Here is a 16,222-nt window from a genome sequence, read left to right as displayed (position 1 = left end):
TCCGCTCGTCGATGACTGCCGAGCGGCTAGTCCTGCGGGGTCCAGTAGGCGATGAGCCGGCCGACGCCGTGCTCGACCGACTTCCAGGAACCGTTGAACGTGACCACGGCCAGCGAGGCCGTCGGAAAGCCGCTGCGGTTCATCCGCGGCAGCAGGTCGCCCTCCGCTTCGCCCGAGAGCGCGTCGGCGAGCGCGTGCACCCCCGGGTTGTGCCCGATGAGCAGCAGGTCGTCGACGTCGTCCGAGGTCTCGTTCAGCAGCGCGAGGAGCTCGCCGAGCGAGGCTTCGTAGAGCCGCTCGTCATAGACGGTCTTGGGCCGCTGCGGCAGCTCATGGACGACGAGCTTCCAGGTCTCGCGGGTGCGGACGGCAGTCGAGCACAGGGTCAGGTCGGGGGTGATCCCGGTCCCGGCCAGCCAGCGGCCGGCGACCGGGGCATCCTTGCGGCCGCGATCGGCGAGCGGACGCTCATGGTCGGATTCCTGCGACCACTCGGCCTTTGCATGTCGGAGGAGGACAATCCGGCGGGGTGTATCGACGCTCATGCGTCCCAGCTTCGCACGAAAGGCGGCGCGTGGCGCGGGGTGTTGAAGCGCTCCCCCCTGCCGGGTGACTCCCCCAAGCTCTCGGCTCCGCTCGGGCAGGGGACCCCCATGGCGGGGGAGATCGTCAAGAACCCGCGCCGACGATCCTGGCCAGGAACTCCAGCAACGGGGCGAGGCGCTGGGAGGCGCTCGCCGCGCTCGCCTCGGCGGGGCTCGATATGAGCGCCAGCAGAACGACGAAGGACACCACCGGCAGGGCCAGCGCCCACCACGGCAGCCGCGACCGCAGACTCCGGGGCTTCGGAGCGGACAACCGGCTGAACGCGGCGGACATGGGGATCGCCTCCGGGCGGATCGAAGCGCTGCGCGGCCGCGGCCTGCGGCGCGCCCACCGCGTCGGTGCGGTGTACTTCGAAGCTACGGATCTCCGGCAGCCGTTCCCATCCGGGAAGCCACCCACTTGTCCCTGAGCCTCACCCCCTAGGGGACGGTGGGGCTACCCCCACCACGCACCCCGTCGGCCCCGGTCCTCGGCCCTGTCAGGGCGCGACGATGGTCGCGATGATCCCGACGATGACGGTCACGCCGAGCATGGCGCCCAGGACGAGGAGCAGCTTCTTCTGGCCACCCTGCGGATTCGGTTCGAGCACTGGCATGCGCCCAGTGTCGCATCCGGGCTCCGCCGTCGATGCGGCAGTCCTGCCCGCCTCCACGCCCGCCCCTCGGCTCTCGTCACCGCGGCCCCGGGCCCCGCTCAGCCCCCGTCCTCGATGCGCCGGTCCCGCCCCGCCAGCACACCCACCACGATCTGCGGCACCATCAGGCCGGCCATCAGCGCGATCGGCAGCCCCCAGCCACCGGTGTGCTGGTAGAGCGTGCCGACCAGCACCGGTCCGGGGATGGAGATCAGATAGCCGACGCTCTGCGCGAAGGCCGAGAGCTTGACGACGCCCGCGGAGCTGGACGAGCGCATCCCGATCATGGTCAGGGCCAGCGGGAAGGCGCAGTTGGAGATGCCCATCAGCAGCGCCCAGGCCCAGGCGCCGGCCGCCGGGGCCAGCCACAGTCCGGTGTAGCCGGCCAGGCCGCAGAGGCCGAGCACCACCGCGAGCGGGCCCTGGTGCCGCATCCGGGAGGCCAGCCGCGGCAGGACGAAGGAGAGCGGGACGCCCATGGCCATCGTGACGGCGAGCAGCACACCCGCCGTACCGGCCGAGACCCCGGCGTCGCGGAAGATCTGCGGCATCCAGCCCATCGTGATGTACGCGCCGGTGGCCTGCAGCCCGAAGAAGACGGCCAGCGCCCAGGCGGTCGGCGACGAGGTGATCCGTACGGACGGCTCCGCGGAGCGCGCCGGGCCACCGGTGGCCGGTCCCGCAGCGATCCTGCGCTGCCGTGCGACCGCGAGCCAGGGCAGGACGGCGACGGCGGCGAGCGCCGCCCATACGGCAAGCCCGGTCCGCCAACTGCCGCCCAGCGCGGCGGTCATGGGGACGGTGAGCGCCGCGGCGAGCGAGGTGCCCAGAGCCAGCGCCATGGAGTACAGGCCGGTCATCGAGCCGACCCGGTCCGGGAACCAGGTCTTGATCACGACGGGCATCAGGACGTTGCTGACCGCGATTCCCGCCAGGGCAAGCGCGCTGGCCGCGAGGAAACCACCGGTCCCGCCGGCGAACGGCCGTACCGCGACGCCCACGGCTATCGCGCCCATACCCGCGCAGACGATCGCGCCGGGCCCCCAGCGCTTGGCCAGCCGGGGTGCCGCGATACCGAATGCGGCGAAGCACAGGGCCGGCACAGAGGTGAGCAGTCCGGCGACGGTGCCGCTCATGCCGAGGCCGACCCGGACCTCCTCCAGGAGCGCGCCGAGGCTGGTGATGGCGGGACGGAGGTTGAGCGCGGCGAGGACGAGACCGGCGATCACGATTCCCGGCAGCCACCGGGCGCCGGGCCGGGCACCCGGATCGCTCATGAGCCCCTCGGTGCCCGGTTGCCGGCGCCCGGGGCCGCTGGACGGCGGTGTGCTGGAGGTCGTCAGGGGCTCGGCCGCGGGGGCGAGGGTCGCGAGGTCTTCGTCTGCCATAAACACCATCATAGAATCATGGGATGAATACCTGTCCACTCGAAATCCATGGAGCTCAGTCATGCCCCTGACCTCGCCCCGCCGGTCCGCGCTGGCCGACCAGGTGATCGCGCAGCTGCGCGCCCAGATCACGTCCGGCGAGTGGCCCGTGGGGTCCCGTATCCCGACCGAGCCGGCGCTCGTCGAGCAGCTCGGGGTGGCCCGCAACACCGTCCGCGAGGCCGTCCGGGCGCTTGCCCACAACGGCCTGCTCGACATCCGGCAGGGCTCGGGCACCTACGTGGTCGCGACCAGTGAGCTGGCCGGGGTGATGAACCGCCGGTTCGCGGACGCCGAGCCCGGACATGTCGCCGAGCTGCGCAGCGCGCTGGAGGCATCGGCCGCCCGGCTCGCCGCGCAGCGACGCACCACCCAGGATCTGCGGCAGATCGACGCGCTGCTGGAGCGCCGCGAGGACGCATGGGAGTCGGGGGCGGCGGAGGCCTTCGTGGAGGCGGACGCGACCTTGCACATGGCGATCGTGGCGGCCTCCCACAACGACGTCCTGGCCGAGATCTACGCCGACCTCGGGGGCGTGCTGCGCGACTTCCTGCGGGCCGATGTCGGCGAGGTACTGCGGCCCGAGGCGCACATGGACCATGCCCGCCTGGTGGAGGCGATCCGCGCGGGCGACGGCGAGCTGGCCGCCGCCGAGGCGAGCGCGCACCCCTTCGGTTGCCGGCTCACCCTCCCGGAGCGTAGCTGACCCAGAGATCGGCGATCTCCTGCCAGCAGCGGCCGGCCAGGGTGGCGTGCTGGGCTGGGCCGATCGCCACACCGCGGGTGCCGGTGTCGACGTCCGGGTCGTACCATCGCTTGCACTCGATGTGCAGCCACACCCTGCTGTTGTTGCCGTTGGGGTTGAAGCAGCTGGCGGTGCCGGTGCTGCCGACGACTTTGGTGCGGCACTGGGCGTGTGGCGGCTCCTGCGGATCGTCGGACGCGGCGGGCGGCACGGCCTGCGCGGCCGGTGCGGTGACCCCCAGAAAGGCGGCCAGGGCGATCGTCAGGGCTGCCGTACGGCGTCGGGATGTGGGCACGCCGATACCTCCTCCCCACGATGCGCCGGGAAGGTCCCGGACACCTCATCCAGTGTGTGGTGAGGCCCGCCGGTTCTCGACTCGAAAACGCGTTCTGCCCGCCCCGGCGGACCGGGACGGGCAGAGCGGATGCGCGATCGGCGTCAGGCGCCCATCATGTGCACACCACCGTCGACGTGGACGATCTCGCCCGTCGTCTTCGGGAAGAAGTCCGAGAGCAGACCGACGACGCCACGGCCCGCCGGCTCCGGGTCGGCCAGGTCCCAGCCGATCGGCGCGCGGTGGTTCCAGACGTCCGCCAGCTCCTCGAAACCCGGGATGGACTTGGCGGCCATCGACTTGATCGGGCCGGCCGAGACCATGTTGACGCGGATGTTCCGCCCGCCCAGGTCACGGGCCAGGTAACGCCCGGTGGACTCCAGGGCGGCCTTGGCGACGCCCATCCAGTCGTACTTCGGCCAGGCGATCGACCCGTCGAAGGTGATGCCGACGACCGAGCCGCCGCCGCGCTTCTCCATCAGCGGCAGCAGCGCCATGGTCAGCGACTTCAGGGAGTACGAGGAGACCTGCAGCGCGGTCGAGACGTCCTCCCAGTCCGCCTCCAGGAAGTTGAAGGCGCCCTGAGGGCCGAAGGCGATCGAGTGCACGATGCCGTCGATGCCCTCGTCGTCACCGAAGTACTCGCTGACCTTGGCGGCCAGACCGTCCAGGTGCTCCGGGTTGGTGACGTCCATCTCGATGACCGTGGTCGGCTTGGGCAGCCGCTTGGCGATGCGCTCCACGAGCGAGACCCGCCCGAAGCCGGTGAGGACGACCTCCGCGCCCTGCTCCTGCGCGACCTTGGCCGTGTGGAAGGCGATGGACCCCTCGGTGAGGACTCCGGTCACGAGGATGCGCTTGCCTGCAAGGATTCCACTCATGCTGATCAGTGACCCATGCCCAATCCGCCGTCGACGGGAATGACGGCTCCAGTGATGTACGCGGCCTCGTCGGAGGCCAGGAAACGAACCGAGGAAGCGATCTCCTCGGGCTGCGCATAGCGCGCGAGCGGCACCTGCTTCACGATGCTCTCCCGCTGCTCGTCGCTGAGCACACGGGTCATGTCGGTGTCGACGAAGCCGGGCGCCACCACGTTGACGGTGATGTTACGGCTGCCCAGCTCCCGGGCGAGCGAGCGGGCGAAGCCCACCAGGCCGGCCTTGGAGGCGGCGTAGTTCGACTGACCCGGGGCGCCCATCAGGCCGACCACGGACGAGATCAGCACGATACGTCCCTTACGGGCCCGCAGCATCGCGCGGTTGGCGCGCTTGACCACCCGGAACGTGCCGGTGAGGTTGGTCTCCAGAACCGAGGTGAAGTCCTCCTCGGACATCCGCATCAGCAACTGGTCGCGGGTGACACCGGCGTTGGCCACCAGCACCTCGACCGCGCCCTGCTTCTCCTCGATCTCCTTGTACGCCTGCTCGACCTGTTCGGTGTCCGTGATGTCGCACTTCACGGCCAAAAACCCCGCGGGTGGTTCGCCCGAGCGGTAGGTGATGGCGACCTTGTCGCCTGCCTCGGCGAAGGCGCGGGCAATGGCGAGGCCGATGCCGCGGTTGCCTCCAGTGACCAGAACCGAGCGGCTCAAGAGATCACCCTTTCCGTTTCCTGTCCGTCGTACTGCGTTCGACACGAAACTATCGGTCACGGGGCCCGGACGAGGAATCGAGGCCGGACAGGCACGCACGTCGCGCACTGTCGGGTCCCCACAGAAATCCGACGGCCCCCCTTACGCCGACGGTGTCCGGGACGGCACGGACGCGCCGCACTCCGGGCCTCGTGCCGTCTGGGCCGGGCGGGCGCCACAAGGCATGATGCATGCGCCGACTACGGGAGGACGCCGTGCCTGCTTCACCCCATGCCCTTGACGAGACCTTCCTGGCGCTGCCATTGGGCGCCCTCGCCGATGCCGCGCTGGCGCGGGCCCGCGCACTGGGCGCCGAACACGCCGACTTCCGCCTGGAGCGGGTCCGCAGCGCGGCCTGGCGGCTGCGCGACGCGCGGACGTCCGGGACCTCGGACACCACCGACCTCGGGTACGCGGTGCGGGTGGTGCACGGCGGGGCCTGGGGTTTCGCGTCCGGGGTGGATCTGACCATGGACGCGGCGGCCCGGGTGGCGTCCCAGGCGGTGGCGATGGCGAAGCTGTCGGCGAAGGTGATCCAGGCGGCGGGCTCCGACGTGGGGGCACCTCCCACGCCTTTCGGGCAGTGGGGGAGGGTCGAGCTGGCGGACGAGCCGTCGCACCCGGACCGCACCTGGGTCTCCGCGTACGACATCAACCCTTTCGAGGTGCCGGACACCGAGAAGACCGGGCTGCTGGCGGAGTGGAGCGAGCGGCTGCTGGCGGCGCCGGGCGTGGCACACGCGGACGCGTCCCTGCTGACCGTCCAGGAGAACAAGTTCTATGCGGACACCGCGGGCACCAGCACCACACAGCAGCGGGTGCGGCTGCATCCGCAGCTGACGGCGGTCGCGGTGGACCCGGAGAGCGGCGAGTTCGACTCGATGCGCACCCTCGCGCCGCCGGTGGGCCGTGGCTGGGAGTACCTGACCGACGGCCGCTACGACTGGACCGGCGAGCTGGCGCGGATCCCGGACCATCTCGCCGAGAAGATGCGCGCGCCGAGCGTCGAGGCCGGGACGTACGACCTGGTCGTGGACCCGTCCAATCTGTGGCTGACGATCCACGAGTCGATCGGGCACGCGACCGAGCTGGACCGGGCGCTGGGCTACGAGGCGGCGTATGCGGGCACCTCGTTCGCCACCTTCGACCAGCTCGGCAAGCTGGCGTACGGCTCCGAGATCATGAATGTGACGGGCGACCGGACCGCTGAGCACGGGCTGGCGACGATCGGCTACGACGATGAGGGGGTGGCCGCGCAGTCCTGGGACCTGATCAAGGACGGCACCCTGGTCGGCTATCAACTCGACCGCAGAATCGCGAAGTTGACGGGCTTTCCGCGCTCCAACGGATGCGCGTTCGCGGACTCGCCGGGGCATGTGCCGGTCCAGCGGATGGCGAATGTCTCGCTCCGTCCGGCGCCGGACGGGCCGTCCACCGAGGCGCTGATCGCGGGGGTGGAGCGCGGCATCTATGTGGTCGGCGACCGCTCGTGGTCGATCGATATGCAGCGGTACAACTTCCAGTTCACGCAGCAGAGGGCATACGCGATCCGGAACGGCCGTCTTTGCGGGCAGCTCCGGGATGTCGCCTATCAGGGCGTCACCCCTGAGTTCTGGGGCTCCATGGAGAAGGTGGGCGGACCCGGTACGTACGTCCTGGGAGGGGCGTTCAACTGCGGCAAAGCCCAGCCCGGACAGATTGCCGCGGTGTCTCACGGGTGCCCGTCCGCACTGTTCCGGGGTGTGAACATCCTGAACGCCTCGGCCGAGTCCGGCCGCCCCTGACAGGCGGCCCTGTTCGGGGCCCGTCTCGACGTTCGGGGCAGGCCCGTTGCCCCGATCCGCTCTGCCCCGTTCCGGAAAGCTCAAGAAGAGTTCAGATCAGTCATGCAGTTCCAGAACAGTCGGTTTCAACCCGTATGAACAGGAGGCCGGTCGATGAGCCGTAGGACCAGCAGGCCGCACGAGATCGTCGAGCGGGCCCTGGAGCTCTCCCGGGCCGACGGCTGCGTCGTCATCGCCGATGAGCACTCCAGCGCCAATCTGCGCTGGGCGGGCAATGCGCTCACCACCAATGGCGTCACCCGCGGACGGACGCTGACCGTCGTCGCGACCGTGGACGGCGGGCAGGGCACCGCGTCCGGTGTGGTGTCGCGGTCGGCGGTGACCGCGGACGACCTGGAGCCGCTGGTACGGGCCGCTGAGGCGGCCGCCCGGGACGCCGGGCCGGCCGAGGACGCCCAGCCACTGGTCGCCGGCGCCAAGGAGTCCACCGACTTCACGGACGCGCCCGCCGAGACCTCCTCGGAAGCCTTCGCGGCGTTCGCGCCGGCGCTCGGCGAGTCCTTCCGGCAGGCCCACGCCGACGGCCGTGAGCTGTACGGCTTCGCCCACCACGAGATCGTCTCGTCCTATCTGGGCACCTCGGCCGGGCTGCGGCTGCGGCACGACCAGCCCACCGGGACGCTGGAGCTGAACGCCAAGTCACCGGACCTCTCGCGCTCCGCCTGGACCGGCCGGGCGACCCGCGACTTCACCGATGTCGACCCGCGGGAACTGGACGCCGAACTGGCCCGGCGGCTGGGCTGGGCCGAACGACGGATCGAGCTGCCGGCCGGGCGCTACGAGACGCTGCTGCCGCCGACCGCCGTCGCGGACCTGCTGATCTACCAGCTGTGGTCGTCCTCGGCCCGGGACGCCGCGGAGGGCCGTACGGTCTTCTCCAAGCCGGGCGACGGAGAGGGTGCGGGGGCGGCGCGGCCCGGGGCGGGTACCCGGCTCGGCGAGCGGCTGTCCGAGCTGCCGCTGACACTGCGCAGCGACCCATGGGCGCCCGGTCTGGAGTGCGCGCCGTTCGTGCTGGCGCACTCCTCCGGCGACGACGCGTCGGTCTTCGACAACGGGCTTCCGCTGCCACCCACCGAGTGGGTGCGGGACGGAGTGCTGAACCGGCTGGTCACCACCCGGCACACCGCCGGACTGACCGGCCTCCCGGTGGCGCCCGGCATCGACAACCTCCTTCTGGAGGCGGGTGGTTCGCGTTCCCTGGACGAGATGGTGGCGGCCAGCGGCCATGATGGTCCCGCGCTGCTGCTGACCTGCCTGTGGTACATCCGCGAGGTCGATCCGGCGACGCTGCTGCTGACCGGGCTGACCCGGGACGGCGTGTATCTGGTGGAGAACGGCGAGGTCGTCGGCGAGGTCAACAACTTCCGCTTCAACGAGTCGCCGGTGGACCTGCTGTCCCGGGCGGTGGAGGCGGGCCGTACGGAGCGGACGCTGCCGCGCGAGTGGGGCGACTACTTCACCCGGGCGGCGATGCCGGCGCTGCGTATCCCCGACTTCAATATGAGTTCGGTCAGCCAGGGGGTGTGAGCGAGCACGGCATGGGGGTCCCCCCGGCCGGAGGCTGGGGGAGAATCAACGAAAGGTGCGCGCCTCGCGAATGCGAGGCCGAGCGCAGCGAGGTTTCGGCATGAGCGGGGCGGCGGCCACGGGGCGGGCGTGGAGCGGGCGTCGGGCCCGGGGCTAATAGACTGGGCGCTTGTCCTCCCTTTTGGGAACAACGATCGATCAGGAACGCCATGACACGCCTCGGCGAATCCGTCGCCCGCGCCACCACGCTGCTCTCCGCCGACCTCTCCTCGGACGCGACCGTCCAGGAGCTGCTCAAGGAGACGGGCTCGCGGCGCTATCTCGACCTGACGGACCTGCCCGCCAAGGAGCAGGCCGAGCTGATCGCGGCCCGTACGGTCGAGGTCCTGCCGGGCGTGGACAAGCTGGCCGAGCGCATCGAGGAGCGCCGCGCGGCCGGCAAGGGCCTGCACATCAAGCTGGGCATCGACCCGACGGCGACCGATGTGCACCTGGGGCACGCGGTGCCGCTGATCATCCTCAGCCGGTTCCAGCGGCTGGGCCACGACGTCACGCTGATCATCGGTGACTTCACCGCGAAGATCGGCGACCCGTCGGGGCGTACCGCCGAGCGGCCGCCGCTGACCGACGACGACATCGCGCGGAACCTCGCCACGTACCGCGAACAGGTGCGCCCCTTCTTCGACTTCGAGAAGGTCAGCTTCCGGCAGAACAGCGAGTGGCTGGCGCCGTACACCTTCCCCGAGCTGCTCGGGCTGCTCGCCCAGGTGCCGGCGTCGCAGCTGCTGCAGCGCGAGGACTTCCGCAACCGGCTGGCCGCCGGGTCCGGTCTGACGATGACGGAGCTGCTGTACCCCATCGCCCAGGGCCTGGACTCGGTGGCGCTGGAGTGCGATGTGGAGCTGGGCGGCTCCGACCAGCTGCTCAATCTGCAGATGGGCCGCAAGCTGATGGAGCTGCGCGGGCAGCGGCCGCAGCTGGTGGTGACCATGCCGCTGATCGAGGGCACGGACGGCACCGGCGCCAAGATGTCCAAGTCCAAGGGCAATTACGTCGGGCTGAACGCACCCGGCGACGATGTCTTCGGCAAGATCATGTCGGTTCCGGACCGGCTGATGGAGCCGTACCTCAAGGCGTGGACGGAGTGGACCGACGAGGAGATCGCGCTCGTCCTGGGCCGGGTCACAGACCGCTCGCTGCACCCGATGGACCTCAAGAAGCTCCTCGCGGGTGAGGTCGTCACCGCGCTGTACGGGCTGGATGCGGCAATGGCGGCGCGGGCCGGGTTCGTCGCGCAGTTCTCGAAGAAGTCGTTCGCCGATGTCGGCACGCTGCCCGTCGTGGATCTCGCCGAGCACGGCGGGGAGACGGTGGCGGCGGTGCTGACGAAGGTGCTGGAGTTCACGCCCAGCGCTTCCGCCGCTCGGCGGCTGGCCAAGCAGAACGCGCTGCGGCTGGTCGTGGAGGGCGAGGCGGGGCAGGAGACCGTGGTGCTCGCCGAGGCCGATGCGATCCGGCCGCTGGCCGAGGTGCTGGCCGAGAAGCTGGCGGGCTCGGCGGGGGCCGTGTACCTGAAGGCCGGACGGAAGCTTGCGCACGTCGAAGGGCGCTGATTCGCAGATGTGACGGTGGCCGGCGCGCGGGACGCGCCGGCCACCGTTGCGTCGTCACGGTCGCCAGGCGGCCCGGCCGCCGTCGCTAGGGGGTCTTGCCCCGGTTGCCCCGTACGGATACCCAGAGGCGGTCGCCCACACCGACGACGAGGACTGCGCCGATGAGCTGCAGCAGGTGGCGGGTCCAGTCGACGCCGGAGGTCTCGTTCACCCCGATGCCGGTGGCCAGCCAGTTGCCCAGGACGCTGCCGAGCATGCCGAAGATCACCGTCAGCCAGAGGGGGATCATCTGCTTGCCGGGGATGACGGCCTTTGCGATCAGGCCCAGGACCAAGCCCACGATGATGGCCCACAACCACGTCATGTCGCCTCCTGTCGGAGCACGTAAGGGTGCTCCGACAGTGTCGCTCCGCATGACCTACGGCGCACGTGGGAGGCGGGCGTACGCAAGGTGCACTGTGGCACCTGGCCGTAGGGCGGCACGACCCGGTCTCGAAGGCGGCGGAGCCGCGGCGTACCGTGGGAACTGACCGGATAGCGGGGAGAATCCGGCACGACTGACCAGGTGGTGGAACGTGATGCGGAAGCAGAGCGGCGGCGAGGCCTTCCGGATCACGGGTGCTCGCCAGGGGCTGTCGGCGGATGTGCGGGGGCGGCAGCGGCGCTATGTGATCTCGATGGCGGTGCGTACGGTGGCCGTGGTGCTGACCGCCGTGCTGTGGAACATCGAGCGTCCTGTCGCCATTGCGATGCTTGTACTGGGGATCGCGCTCCCCTATATCGCGGTCGTCATCGCCAACGCGGGCCGGGAGAACGCTCCTTCGCTTCCGTCGACGTTCGTGGCGCCGCCGACCCGGCCGATGCTGAACGCCGGACATACGGAACCGGTTCCGGAGCCGCGGGGCACGGACGCATCGGACGCGCGGAGCGACCGGAGCTGATCGCTGCAGGTCTGCAAAGCTCAAGAAAAGCTCAGATCAATGATGCCGATCCGGTGCACCACGCACCATTCCCCGTGACATACTGCGTACGCGCTCCGCATCCCCCGTCGGAGCGACGGACCGACGCCGGGCGGCTCCCCCCGTGGCTGCCCGGCGTCGCCATGTCCGCCCCCGGATGCGGGACGTAGGGTTGAGGCCGTGAACTCCCCTGATCTCCCGAACTCCGCCGAGAGCGCCGTCATCTGCTCCGCCAAGGGCTGCCGCGCCGCCGCCGTATGGGTGCTGGCCTGGAACAACCCGAAGCTGCACACCCCGGACCGCCGCAAGACCTGGCTGGCTTGCGAGGAGCACCGGGAGCATCTGTCGCAGTTCCTCGGGATGCGGGGCTTTCTGAAGGATGTGGTGACGCTGGAGGAGTGGGAGGCGTCGGCCCGCTAGGTCCGTCCGGTGGATCAAGGGCGGGCTCGGTCACAGCCTGCCGGAGAGGTCCTAGGGTCTGTCCGATGGGTCAGGGTCGGAAAGGCCGCGGCGCCTGGTGCGGTGCATCGCAAGGCGCCGGAGCGGCCCGATAGCGGAGCTATTGGGACGTTTCGGCAACGCCGCGAGGTGCCGTGCCAGGCGCCGCGGGCCCGGCCATGACCCATCGGACAGACCCTAGACGCTCAGCCGACGGCGGCGGAGCGGGTAGGCGTGTGCGTGCGGGCGTGGGTGCGGGTGGTGGGCGTCCGCGCGGCGGCGGCGGTCGTTGCAGAGCAGGCACTTTCCGTAGCCCGGCGGAAGCGGATCCTCCGGGTCGCCGTACAAGGGGTCGACGGCGCCGTGCGGATGTATGGCGCAGCCCGTCGGGCCGGTCTCGGCGCCCAGTGAGCTGGCAGCGGTCAGTGCTCGCCGGAGGACGTCGACGAGCTGGTCCGCGTCGCGCCGGGTGGGCGCACTCTGCAGGGCGGAGGCAATGTCGGATGCGGTGGTCAGCGCGGTCTGGAGTTCGCGCAGGTTTGCGTAACCCATGTCTCGGAGCGTAGGCGGCCCCACTGACAATTGATCTTCCGATCGCACTTTGCGGCTTCCCATGCCCGCATGCATGCCCGTCCGGACCCACGATTTAGCACCAGGACGGTGACCCTCCGCTTGCCGGTGCATGACATGTGCGTCGTGGGGGTGTGCTGCGGGGCCGCGGTCGCGGCCACGGCCCCGCAGAGCGGTCGGCCGCTCAGGGAGCGATCGGCAGCGCGCGCTTGTGGTCGGTGAAGCGGTAGCGGCGGACGATCGACTGGAAGGCGACGTCGGCGACCGGCTTGCCCTCCAGGAAGTCATCGATCTGGTCGTAGCTCACACCGAGCGCGTCCTCGTCGGGCTTGCCCGGGTCGAGGGTCTCCAGGTCGGCGGTCGGCACCTTCCGTACCAGCTCCTCCGGGGCGCCGAGCGCGGCCGACACCGCGCGGACCCGGCGCTTGGTCAGCCCCGTGAGCGGCACGACATCGGCCGCGCCGTCGCCGAACTTCGTGAAGAAGCCGGAGACGGCCTCGGCCGCGTGATCCGTGCCCACGACCAGGCCGTCATGGGCGCCCGCGACCGCGTACTGCGCGATCATGCGCTGCCGGGCCTTGATGTTGCCCTGGACGAAGTCCTGGTGGTGGGCGTCCCGGAAGGTGACCCCGGCGTCCACCGCCGCCGCCAGCGCCGCATCGCTCGCCGGACGGATGTCGACGGTCAGCACCCGGTCGGCCCGGATGAAGTCCAGCGCCCGCTGCGCGTCCTTCTCATCGGCCTGGACGCCGTACGGCAGCCGCATCGCGAAGAACGTCGCGTCATGCCCGGCGGCACGGGCCCGCTCCACGGCGAGTTGGCAGAGCCGGCCCGTGGTCGTGGAGTCGACGCCACCGCTGATCCCGAGGACCAGGGAGCGCAGGCCCGTGGTCGTCAGCCGCTCCGTGAGGAAGGCCACCCGGCGCTCGATCTCCCGCTCGGCGTCGAAGGACGCGGTCACCTGGAGATCCCGGGCGATCTCCTCCTGCAGGGCCTTGGACGCCGGGTCGGTCACGGCCGCTCCTCTGGTTTCTGGTATCCGTGTGCTGGTCATCCGGATGGTGCCGGCAGGAGAAACCTTAAGCCGGGTCCGCCCACTTCTTGAGAGCGGCCTTGCTCGTGAAATCCGCCACGTTCTTGTCCAGCGGAGAATCGGTGTACTGGTGGATCCGCCACTTCGCCTTGATCCGGGGGTGCCCGGCGGAGACGTAGTCGGCGATCCACAGGCCGTCGGCGGCGTAGGACGTCGTGTCGTGGTTGAGCCAGAAATCGCGGTTGCAGTAGAGCATCACGCGGTGCGTGGGCCGCAGCTTCTTGACCTCCAGAAGGAACTGGTCCTTCTGGGCATTGCTCGCGTATGTCCCCTCGCCGGTGCGCTCCCAGTCGGCAGCCAGGATGTCGCCCTCGATGGAAGCGCACTTCTCCACGAAATATCTCGCCTGCGCCGCGATATTCCCCGGCCAGAGGAAGTGGTAGAAACCGACCACACATCCCGCCTTACGGGCCTTCGCCGCCTGTGCGGACTGGCGCGGATTGATGTAGGAACGGCCCTCGGTGGCCTTGACGAATACGAAATCCAACCCCTCGGTGGAGTACGAGGTGTTGTACGAGCTGACATCGACACCATGCAGCATGAGCGGCCTCCCGCCGATCGGACCTGCCATTTCGAAGCGTCATTCAGTGCGTCGTTCGGTGCGTTGTGCAATGCGCCGTTCAAAGCGTCGTGCGAAGCGTTCGTGCGAAGCGTCATCTGCGTTCCAGCAGTTCAGCATGTTCACTGTCCAGGACGCCAGATCATGGCAGTGAAGTTCCGTACGCCGGCTGCGTGTTGGCGGCGTGAGCGATGGGCGATGTCCGTGAACTCGCCGATCGTGTCGCCGAGTTGGCCACCCGGTGGCCGGTCAGCGGGGTGGCCCACCCGGGGCGTCCTGAAGTGGGCCCGCGGGCCCCTCCGGGGCGGCGGTCTTCGCCTCGTCCAGGAGGGAGCGGAGCAACTGCCCGTCCTCGGCGGTCAGTTCGGAAACGAATCGGGTGAGCGCGGCGGCGCGGTCGTCCTGCTTGTCGAGCTCGCTGCGCATCCGCAGGGCGGTCAGCCCCGCGGAGTCCTGTATCGGCGCGTACGCATAGCCACGGCCCGCCCGGGAGCGGGACACCGCGCCCTTGCCGTGCAGCCGGGTGAGGATCGTCGTGACGGTCGTACGGGCGAGCCTGCGGTCCAGCGCGCACCGTACCTCGGCGGGGCTCAGCGGCCCCTCGGCCGCCCAGAGGGCTGCGAGCACGCTCGCTTCCAGCTCGCCGGCGGGGCGCCGCTGCACGGGTGGTGTCTGCGACATGTGACGCCGTTCACCTCTCCGTCGTCTACAGTTCCGTAGACCGTCTACTTGACTGTAGTCGGTCGGTTCGGCCGCCTGGCAGCGGCAGCCCCGGAACTCATTATGAGAGGGCCCACCGACATGGCCGGAGCCGTCGCGAATCCGCAGGTGACAGCCCTCCCGCAGGGCGTCGGCGGGCCGCTGCCGGGAGAATCTCCGGTGCCCACCCTCGCCTTCGGCGGAGCCTCGATCGACGGTGACCTCTACACCCGCACCACCGATCTGGCGCACCGCGCCCCGGACGCCCTCAACACCCTCGTCTCCTACTGGACCGACTACGGGCTGGGCCTGTTCGTGGTCCTGACGCTGGTCGCCTGGTGGCGTGCCCGGCACGCCGACTCCGCCCGTATGGCGATGGTGCTGGCCACCCCCGTCGTCGTGCTCGCCGCCTTCGTCGTCAACGACGTCATCAAGAGCTTCGTCGACGAGCAACGGCCCTGCCGGACGCTCCATACGGTCACGGTCGCGGCGTGTCCGGCGCCCGGCGACTGGTCATTCCCCAGCAACCACTCCGCCATAGCGGGCGCCGCCGCGGTCGCCCTGGTGCTGTGCCGCCGTCAGCTCGCCCGGACCGCCGTCCCGGCCGCGCTCCTGATGGCGGCCTCGCGCGTCTGGGTCGGCGCCCACTACCCGCACGACGTCGCCGTCGGCCTGGCCGTCGGCGGGCTCGTCGCCTGGCCGCTGACCCCCCTCGCCCGCCGCGCCGCCCCCGCCGTCGACCACCTCCGCGCCACGCGGCTGCGCCCCCTGGTGGCCGCGCGATGACAGCGTCCGGGCGGGAGCGGGGACCGGTCACCGGGCAGCCACGGGCGCTGGTGGCCCTCGCGGCGGTCTGCGCGGCGCTCTTCGCCGCCGCGTCCCTCCTCATGGCCGTACGCCACGGAGCCCCGCTTCCGGCCGAACGGTCCGCCCATGACTGGTCCGCGGCGCACCACGGGGAGCCGCTGCGTTCCCTGGCCCGCGCGGTCACCGCGACCGGCGCCGGCCCTGTCCCGTACCTGATGGCGGTGCTCGCCGGGCTGCTGGCCGGTGAGCACACGTCCGGCCGGATCCGTGCGGTGGCCTGTGCCGTGGCCGTACTGGCGGCCGGCCAGGCGATCCGTTACGGCCTGATGGAACTGCTCGCCCGGCCGCGCCCGCCGGCCGCCGACTGGACCGGGACCGCCGCCGGCCACGCCTGGCCCTCGGGCCACGCCACCACCGCCGTACTGGCGGCCGGAATCCTGGCCTGGGGCGTACAGCACCGCGCCGGCCCCGGCGTCGCCCGCACCTGGTGCGTGATGCTCGCCCTCTGGGCCGTCGCGGTCGGCGCCACCCGCGTCTACCTGGGGGTCCACTGGCCTGGCGACGTCCTCGCGGGCTGGCTCCTGGCCCTCGCCTGCCTGGCCCTGGCCCGCCTCGCCGCACCCTTCGCCCTCCACCGAACGGGCCCGCCCCCGCCTCCCAAGTCGCCCTCCGTGCAAGCCGATTGACGCGCCTCACGCACCAAAGAGGCGGATGACCATGACCCGCATGGCATA

20 protein-coding genes are annotated in these 16,222 nt (G+C 70.7%); 8 read left to right on the top strand and 12 right to left on the bottom strand.

Going from position 1 to position 16,222, the window contains the following annotated elements:
• Nucleotides 1-26 precede the first annotated feature (26 nt).
• The 4 genes from AB0I10_RS14170 to AB0I10_RS14155 all read right to left on the bottom strand — a co-directional run bounded on the left by AB0I10_RS14170 (nt 27) and on the right by AB0I10_RS14155 (nt 2,517).
• Nucleotides 27-545: a histidine phosphatase family protein gene (locus AB0I10_RS14170; RefSeq protein ID WP_363152704.1), complete on the bottom strand. Its 519-nt coding sequence runs from the start codon at nt 543-545 to the stop codon at nt 27-29.
• 124 nt (nt 546-669) lie between these two features.
• Nucleotides 670-879, bottom strand: a complete 210-nt coding sequence (locus AB0I10_RS14165; protein ID WP_363152703.1) for a hypothetical protein — start codon at nt 877-879, stop codon at nt 670-672.
• Nucleotides 880-1,084: 205 nt separating this feature from the next.
• Nucleotides 1,085-1,201 carry an SGM_5486 family transporter-associated protein gene (locus AB0I10_RS14160; RefSeq protein ID WP_363152702.1) on the bottom strand — a complete coding sequence of 39 codons (117 nt, stop codon included), beginning with the start codon at nt 1,199-1,201 and terminating at the stop codon, nt 1,085-1,087.
• Nucleotides 1,202-1,299: 98 nt separating this feature from the next.
• Nucleotides 1,300-2,517: an MFS transporter gene (locus tag AB0I10_RS14155; protein ID WP_363152734.1), complete on the bottom strand. Its 1,218-nt coding sequence runs from the start codon at nt 2,515-2,517 to the stop codon at nt 1,300-1,302.
• A gap of 172 nt (nt 2,518-2,689) precedes the next feature.
• On the opposite strand from AB0I10_RS14155, the gene AB0I10_RS14150 reads away from it, so the two are divergent.
• Nucleotides 2,690-3,373 carry a FadR/GntR family transcriptional regulator gene (locus AB0I10_RS14150; protein WP_363152701.1) on the top strand — a complete coding sequence of 228 codons (684 nt, stop codon included), beginning with the start codon at nt 2,690-2,692 and terminating at the stop codon, nt 3,371-3,373.
• On the opposite strand, the gene AB0I10_RS14145 is transcribed toward AB0I10_RS14150, so the two are convergent.
• The 3 genes from AB0I10_RS14145 to fabG form a co-directional block, all read right to left on the bottom strand.
• Nucleotides 3,351-3,707, bottom strand: coding sequence for a hypothetical protein (locus AB0I10_RS14145; RefSeq protein ID WP_363152700.1), 357 nt, complete (start codon nt 3,705-3,707; stop codon nt 3,351-3,353). The genes AB0I10_RS14150 and AB0I10_RS14145 overlap by 23 nt on opposite strands.
• Nucleotides 3,708-3,850: 143 nt before the next feature.
• Entirely contained in the window at nt 3,851-4,627 is a 777-nt protein-coding gene (gene fabI / locus AB0I10_RS14140) for an enoyl-ACP reductase FabI (RefSeq protein WP_363152699.1), read from the bottom strand.
• Between the two features lie 5 nt (nt 4,628-4,632).
• Nucleotides 4,633-5,337, bottom strand: a complete 705-nt coding sequence (fabG, locus tag AB0I10_RS14135) for a 3-oxoacyl-[acyl-carrier-protein] reductase (RefSeq protein WP_363152698.1) — start codon at nt 5,335-5,337, stop codon at nt 4,633-4,635.
• A 254-nt stretch (nt 5,338-5,591) separates the two neighbouring features.
• On the opposite strand from fabG, the gene AB0I10_RS14130 reads away from it, so the two are divergent.
• From AB0I10_RS14130 to tyrS, 3 genes are all read left to right on the top strand, one after another.
• Nucleotides 5,592-7,160: a TldD/PmbA family protein gene (locus AB0I10_RS14130; RefSeq protein WP_363152696.1), complete on the top strand. Its 1,569-nt coding sequence runs from the start codon at nt 5,592-5,594 to the stop codon at nt 7,158-7,160.
• A gap of 153 nt (nt 7,161-7,313) precedes the next feature.
• On the top strand, nt 7,314-8,750 hold the full coding sequence (locus tag AB0I10_RS14125; RefSeq protein WP_363152695.1) for a metallopeptidase TldD-related protein: 1,437 nt from the start codon (nt 7,314-7,316) through the stop codon (nt 8,748-8,750).
• A gap of 209 nt (nt 8,751-8,959) precedes the next feature.
• A complete protein-coding gene (gene tyrS / locus AB0I10_RS14120; RefSeq protein ID WP_363152694.1) occupies nt 8,960-10,363 on the top strand; it encodes a tyrosine--tRNA ligase in 1,404 nt (467 codons plus the stop codon).
• 85 nt (nt 10,364-10,448) lie between these two features.
• Here tyrS and AB0I10_RS14115 read toward each other — a convergent pair whose 3' ends face one another.
• Nucleotides 10,449-10,727, bottom strand: coding sequence for a GlsB/YeaQ/YmgE family stress response membrane protein (locus AB0I10_RS14115; RefSeq protein ID WP_363152693.1), 279 nt, complete (start codon nt 10,725-10,727; stop codon nt 10,449-10,451).
• A 214-nt stretch (nt 10,728-10,941) separates the two neighbouring features.
• On the opposite strand from AB0I10_RS14115, the gene AB0I10_RS14110 reads away from it, so the two are divergent.
• Both AB0I10_RS14110 and AB0I10_RS14105 read left to right on the top strand, forming a co-directional pair.
• A complete protein-coding gene (locus AB0I10_RS14110; protein WP_363152692.1) occupies nt 10,942-11,304 on the top strand; it encodes a DUF3099 domain-containing protein in 363 nt (120 codons plus the stop codon).
• Between the two features lie 198 nt (nt 11,305-11,502).
• On the top strand, nt 11,503-11,742 hold the full coding sequence (locus AB0I10_RS14105; RefSeq protein ID WP_363152691.1) for a hypothetical protein: 240 nt from the start codon (nt 11,503-11,505) through the stop codon (nt 11,740-11,742).
• A 216-nt stretch (nt 11,743-11,958) separates the two neighbouring features.
• On the opposite strand, the gene AB0I10_RS14100 is transcribed toward AB0I10_RS14105, so the two are convergent.
• From AB0I10_RS14100 to AB0I10_RS14085, 4 genes are all read right to left on the bottom strand, one after another.
• Nucleotides 11,959-12,312: a hypothetical protein gene (locus AB0I10_RS14100; protein WP_363152690.1), complete on the bottom strand. Its 354-nt coding sequence runs from the start codon at nt 12,310-12,312 to the stop codon at nt 11,959-11,961.
• 202 nt (nt 12,313-12,514) lie between these two features.
• Nucleotides 12,515-13,345, bottom strand: a complete 831-nt coding sequence (nadE, locus tag AB0I10_RS14095; protein ID WP_363152689.1) for an ammonia-dependent NAD(+) synthetase — start codon at nt 13,343-13,345, stop codon at nt 12,515-12,517.
• A gap of 64 nt (nt 13,346-13,409) precedes the next feature.
• Nucleotides 13,410-13,964 carry a GH25 family lysozyme gene (locus tag AB0I10_RS14090; protein ID WP_363152688.1) on the bottom strand — a complete coding sequence of 185 codons (555 nt, stop codon included), beginning with the start codon at nt 13,962-13,964 and terminating at the stop codon, nt 13,410-13,412.
• Nucleotides 13,965-14,231: 267 nt separating this feature from the next.
• Nucleotides 14,232-14,663 (bottom strand): BlaI/MecI/CopY family transcriptional regulator, encoded by a 432-nt coding sequence (locus tag AB0I10_RS14085; RefSeq protein ID WP_363152687.1) that lies wholly within the window; start codon nt 14,661-14,663, stop codon nt 14,232-14,234.
• A gap of 102 nt (nt 14,664-14,765) precedes the next feature.
• Here AB0I10_RS14085 and AB0I10_RS14080 point away from each other — a divergent pair, with 102 nt between their 5' ends.
• Both AB0I10_RS14080 and AB0I10_RS14075 read left to right on the top strand, forming a co-directional pair.
• Nucleotides 14,766-15,467, top strand: a complete 702-nt coding sequence (locus tag AB0I10_RS14080) for a phosphatase PAP2 family protein (protein ID WP_363152686.1) — start codon at nt 14,766-14,768, stop codon at nt 15,465-15,467.
• Nucleotides 15,464-16,174, top strand: a complete 711-nt coding sequence (locus tag AB0I10_RS14075) for a phosphatase PAP2 family protein (protein WP_363152685.1) — start codon at nt 15,464-15,466, stop codon at nt 16,172-16,174. The genes AB0I10_RS14080 and AB0I10_RS14075 overlap by 4 nt, the downstream gene beginning before the upstream one ends.
• Nucleotides 16,175-16,222 lie beyond the last annotated feature (48 nt).

Source organism: Streptomyces sp. NPDC050636, assembly GCF_040654775.1.
Taxonomy (GTDB): Bacteria; Actinomycetota; Actinomycetes; order Streptomycetales; family Streptomycetaceae; genus Streptomyces.
This window is presented reverse-complemented; position numbering and strand designations above follow the sequence as displayed.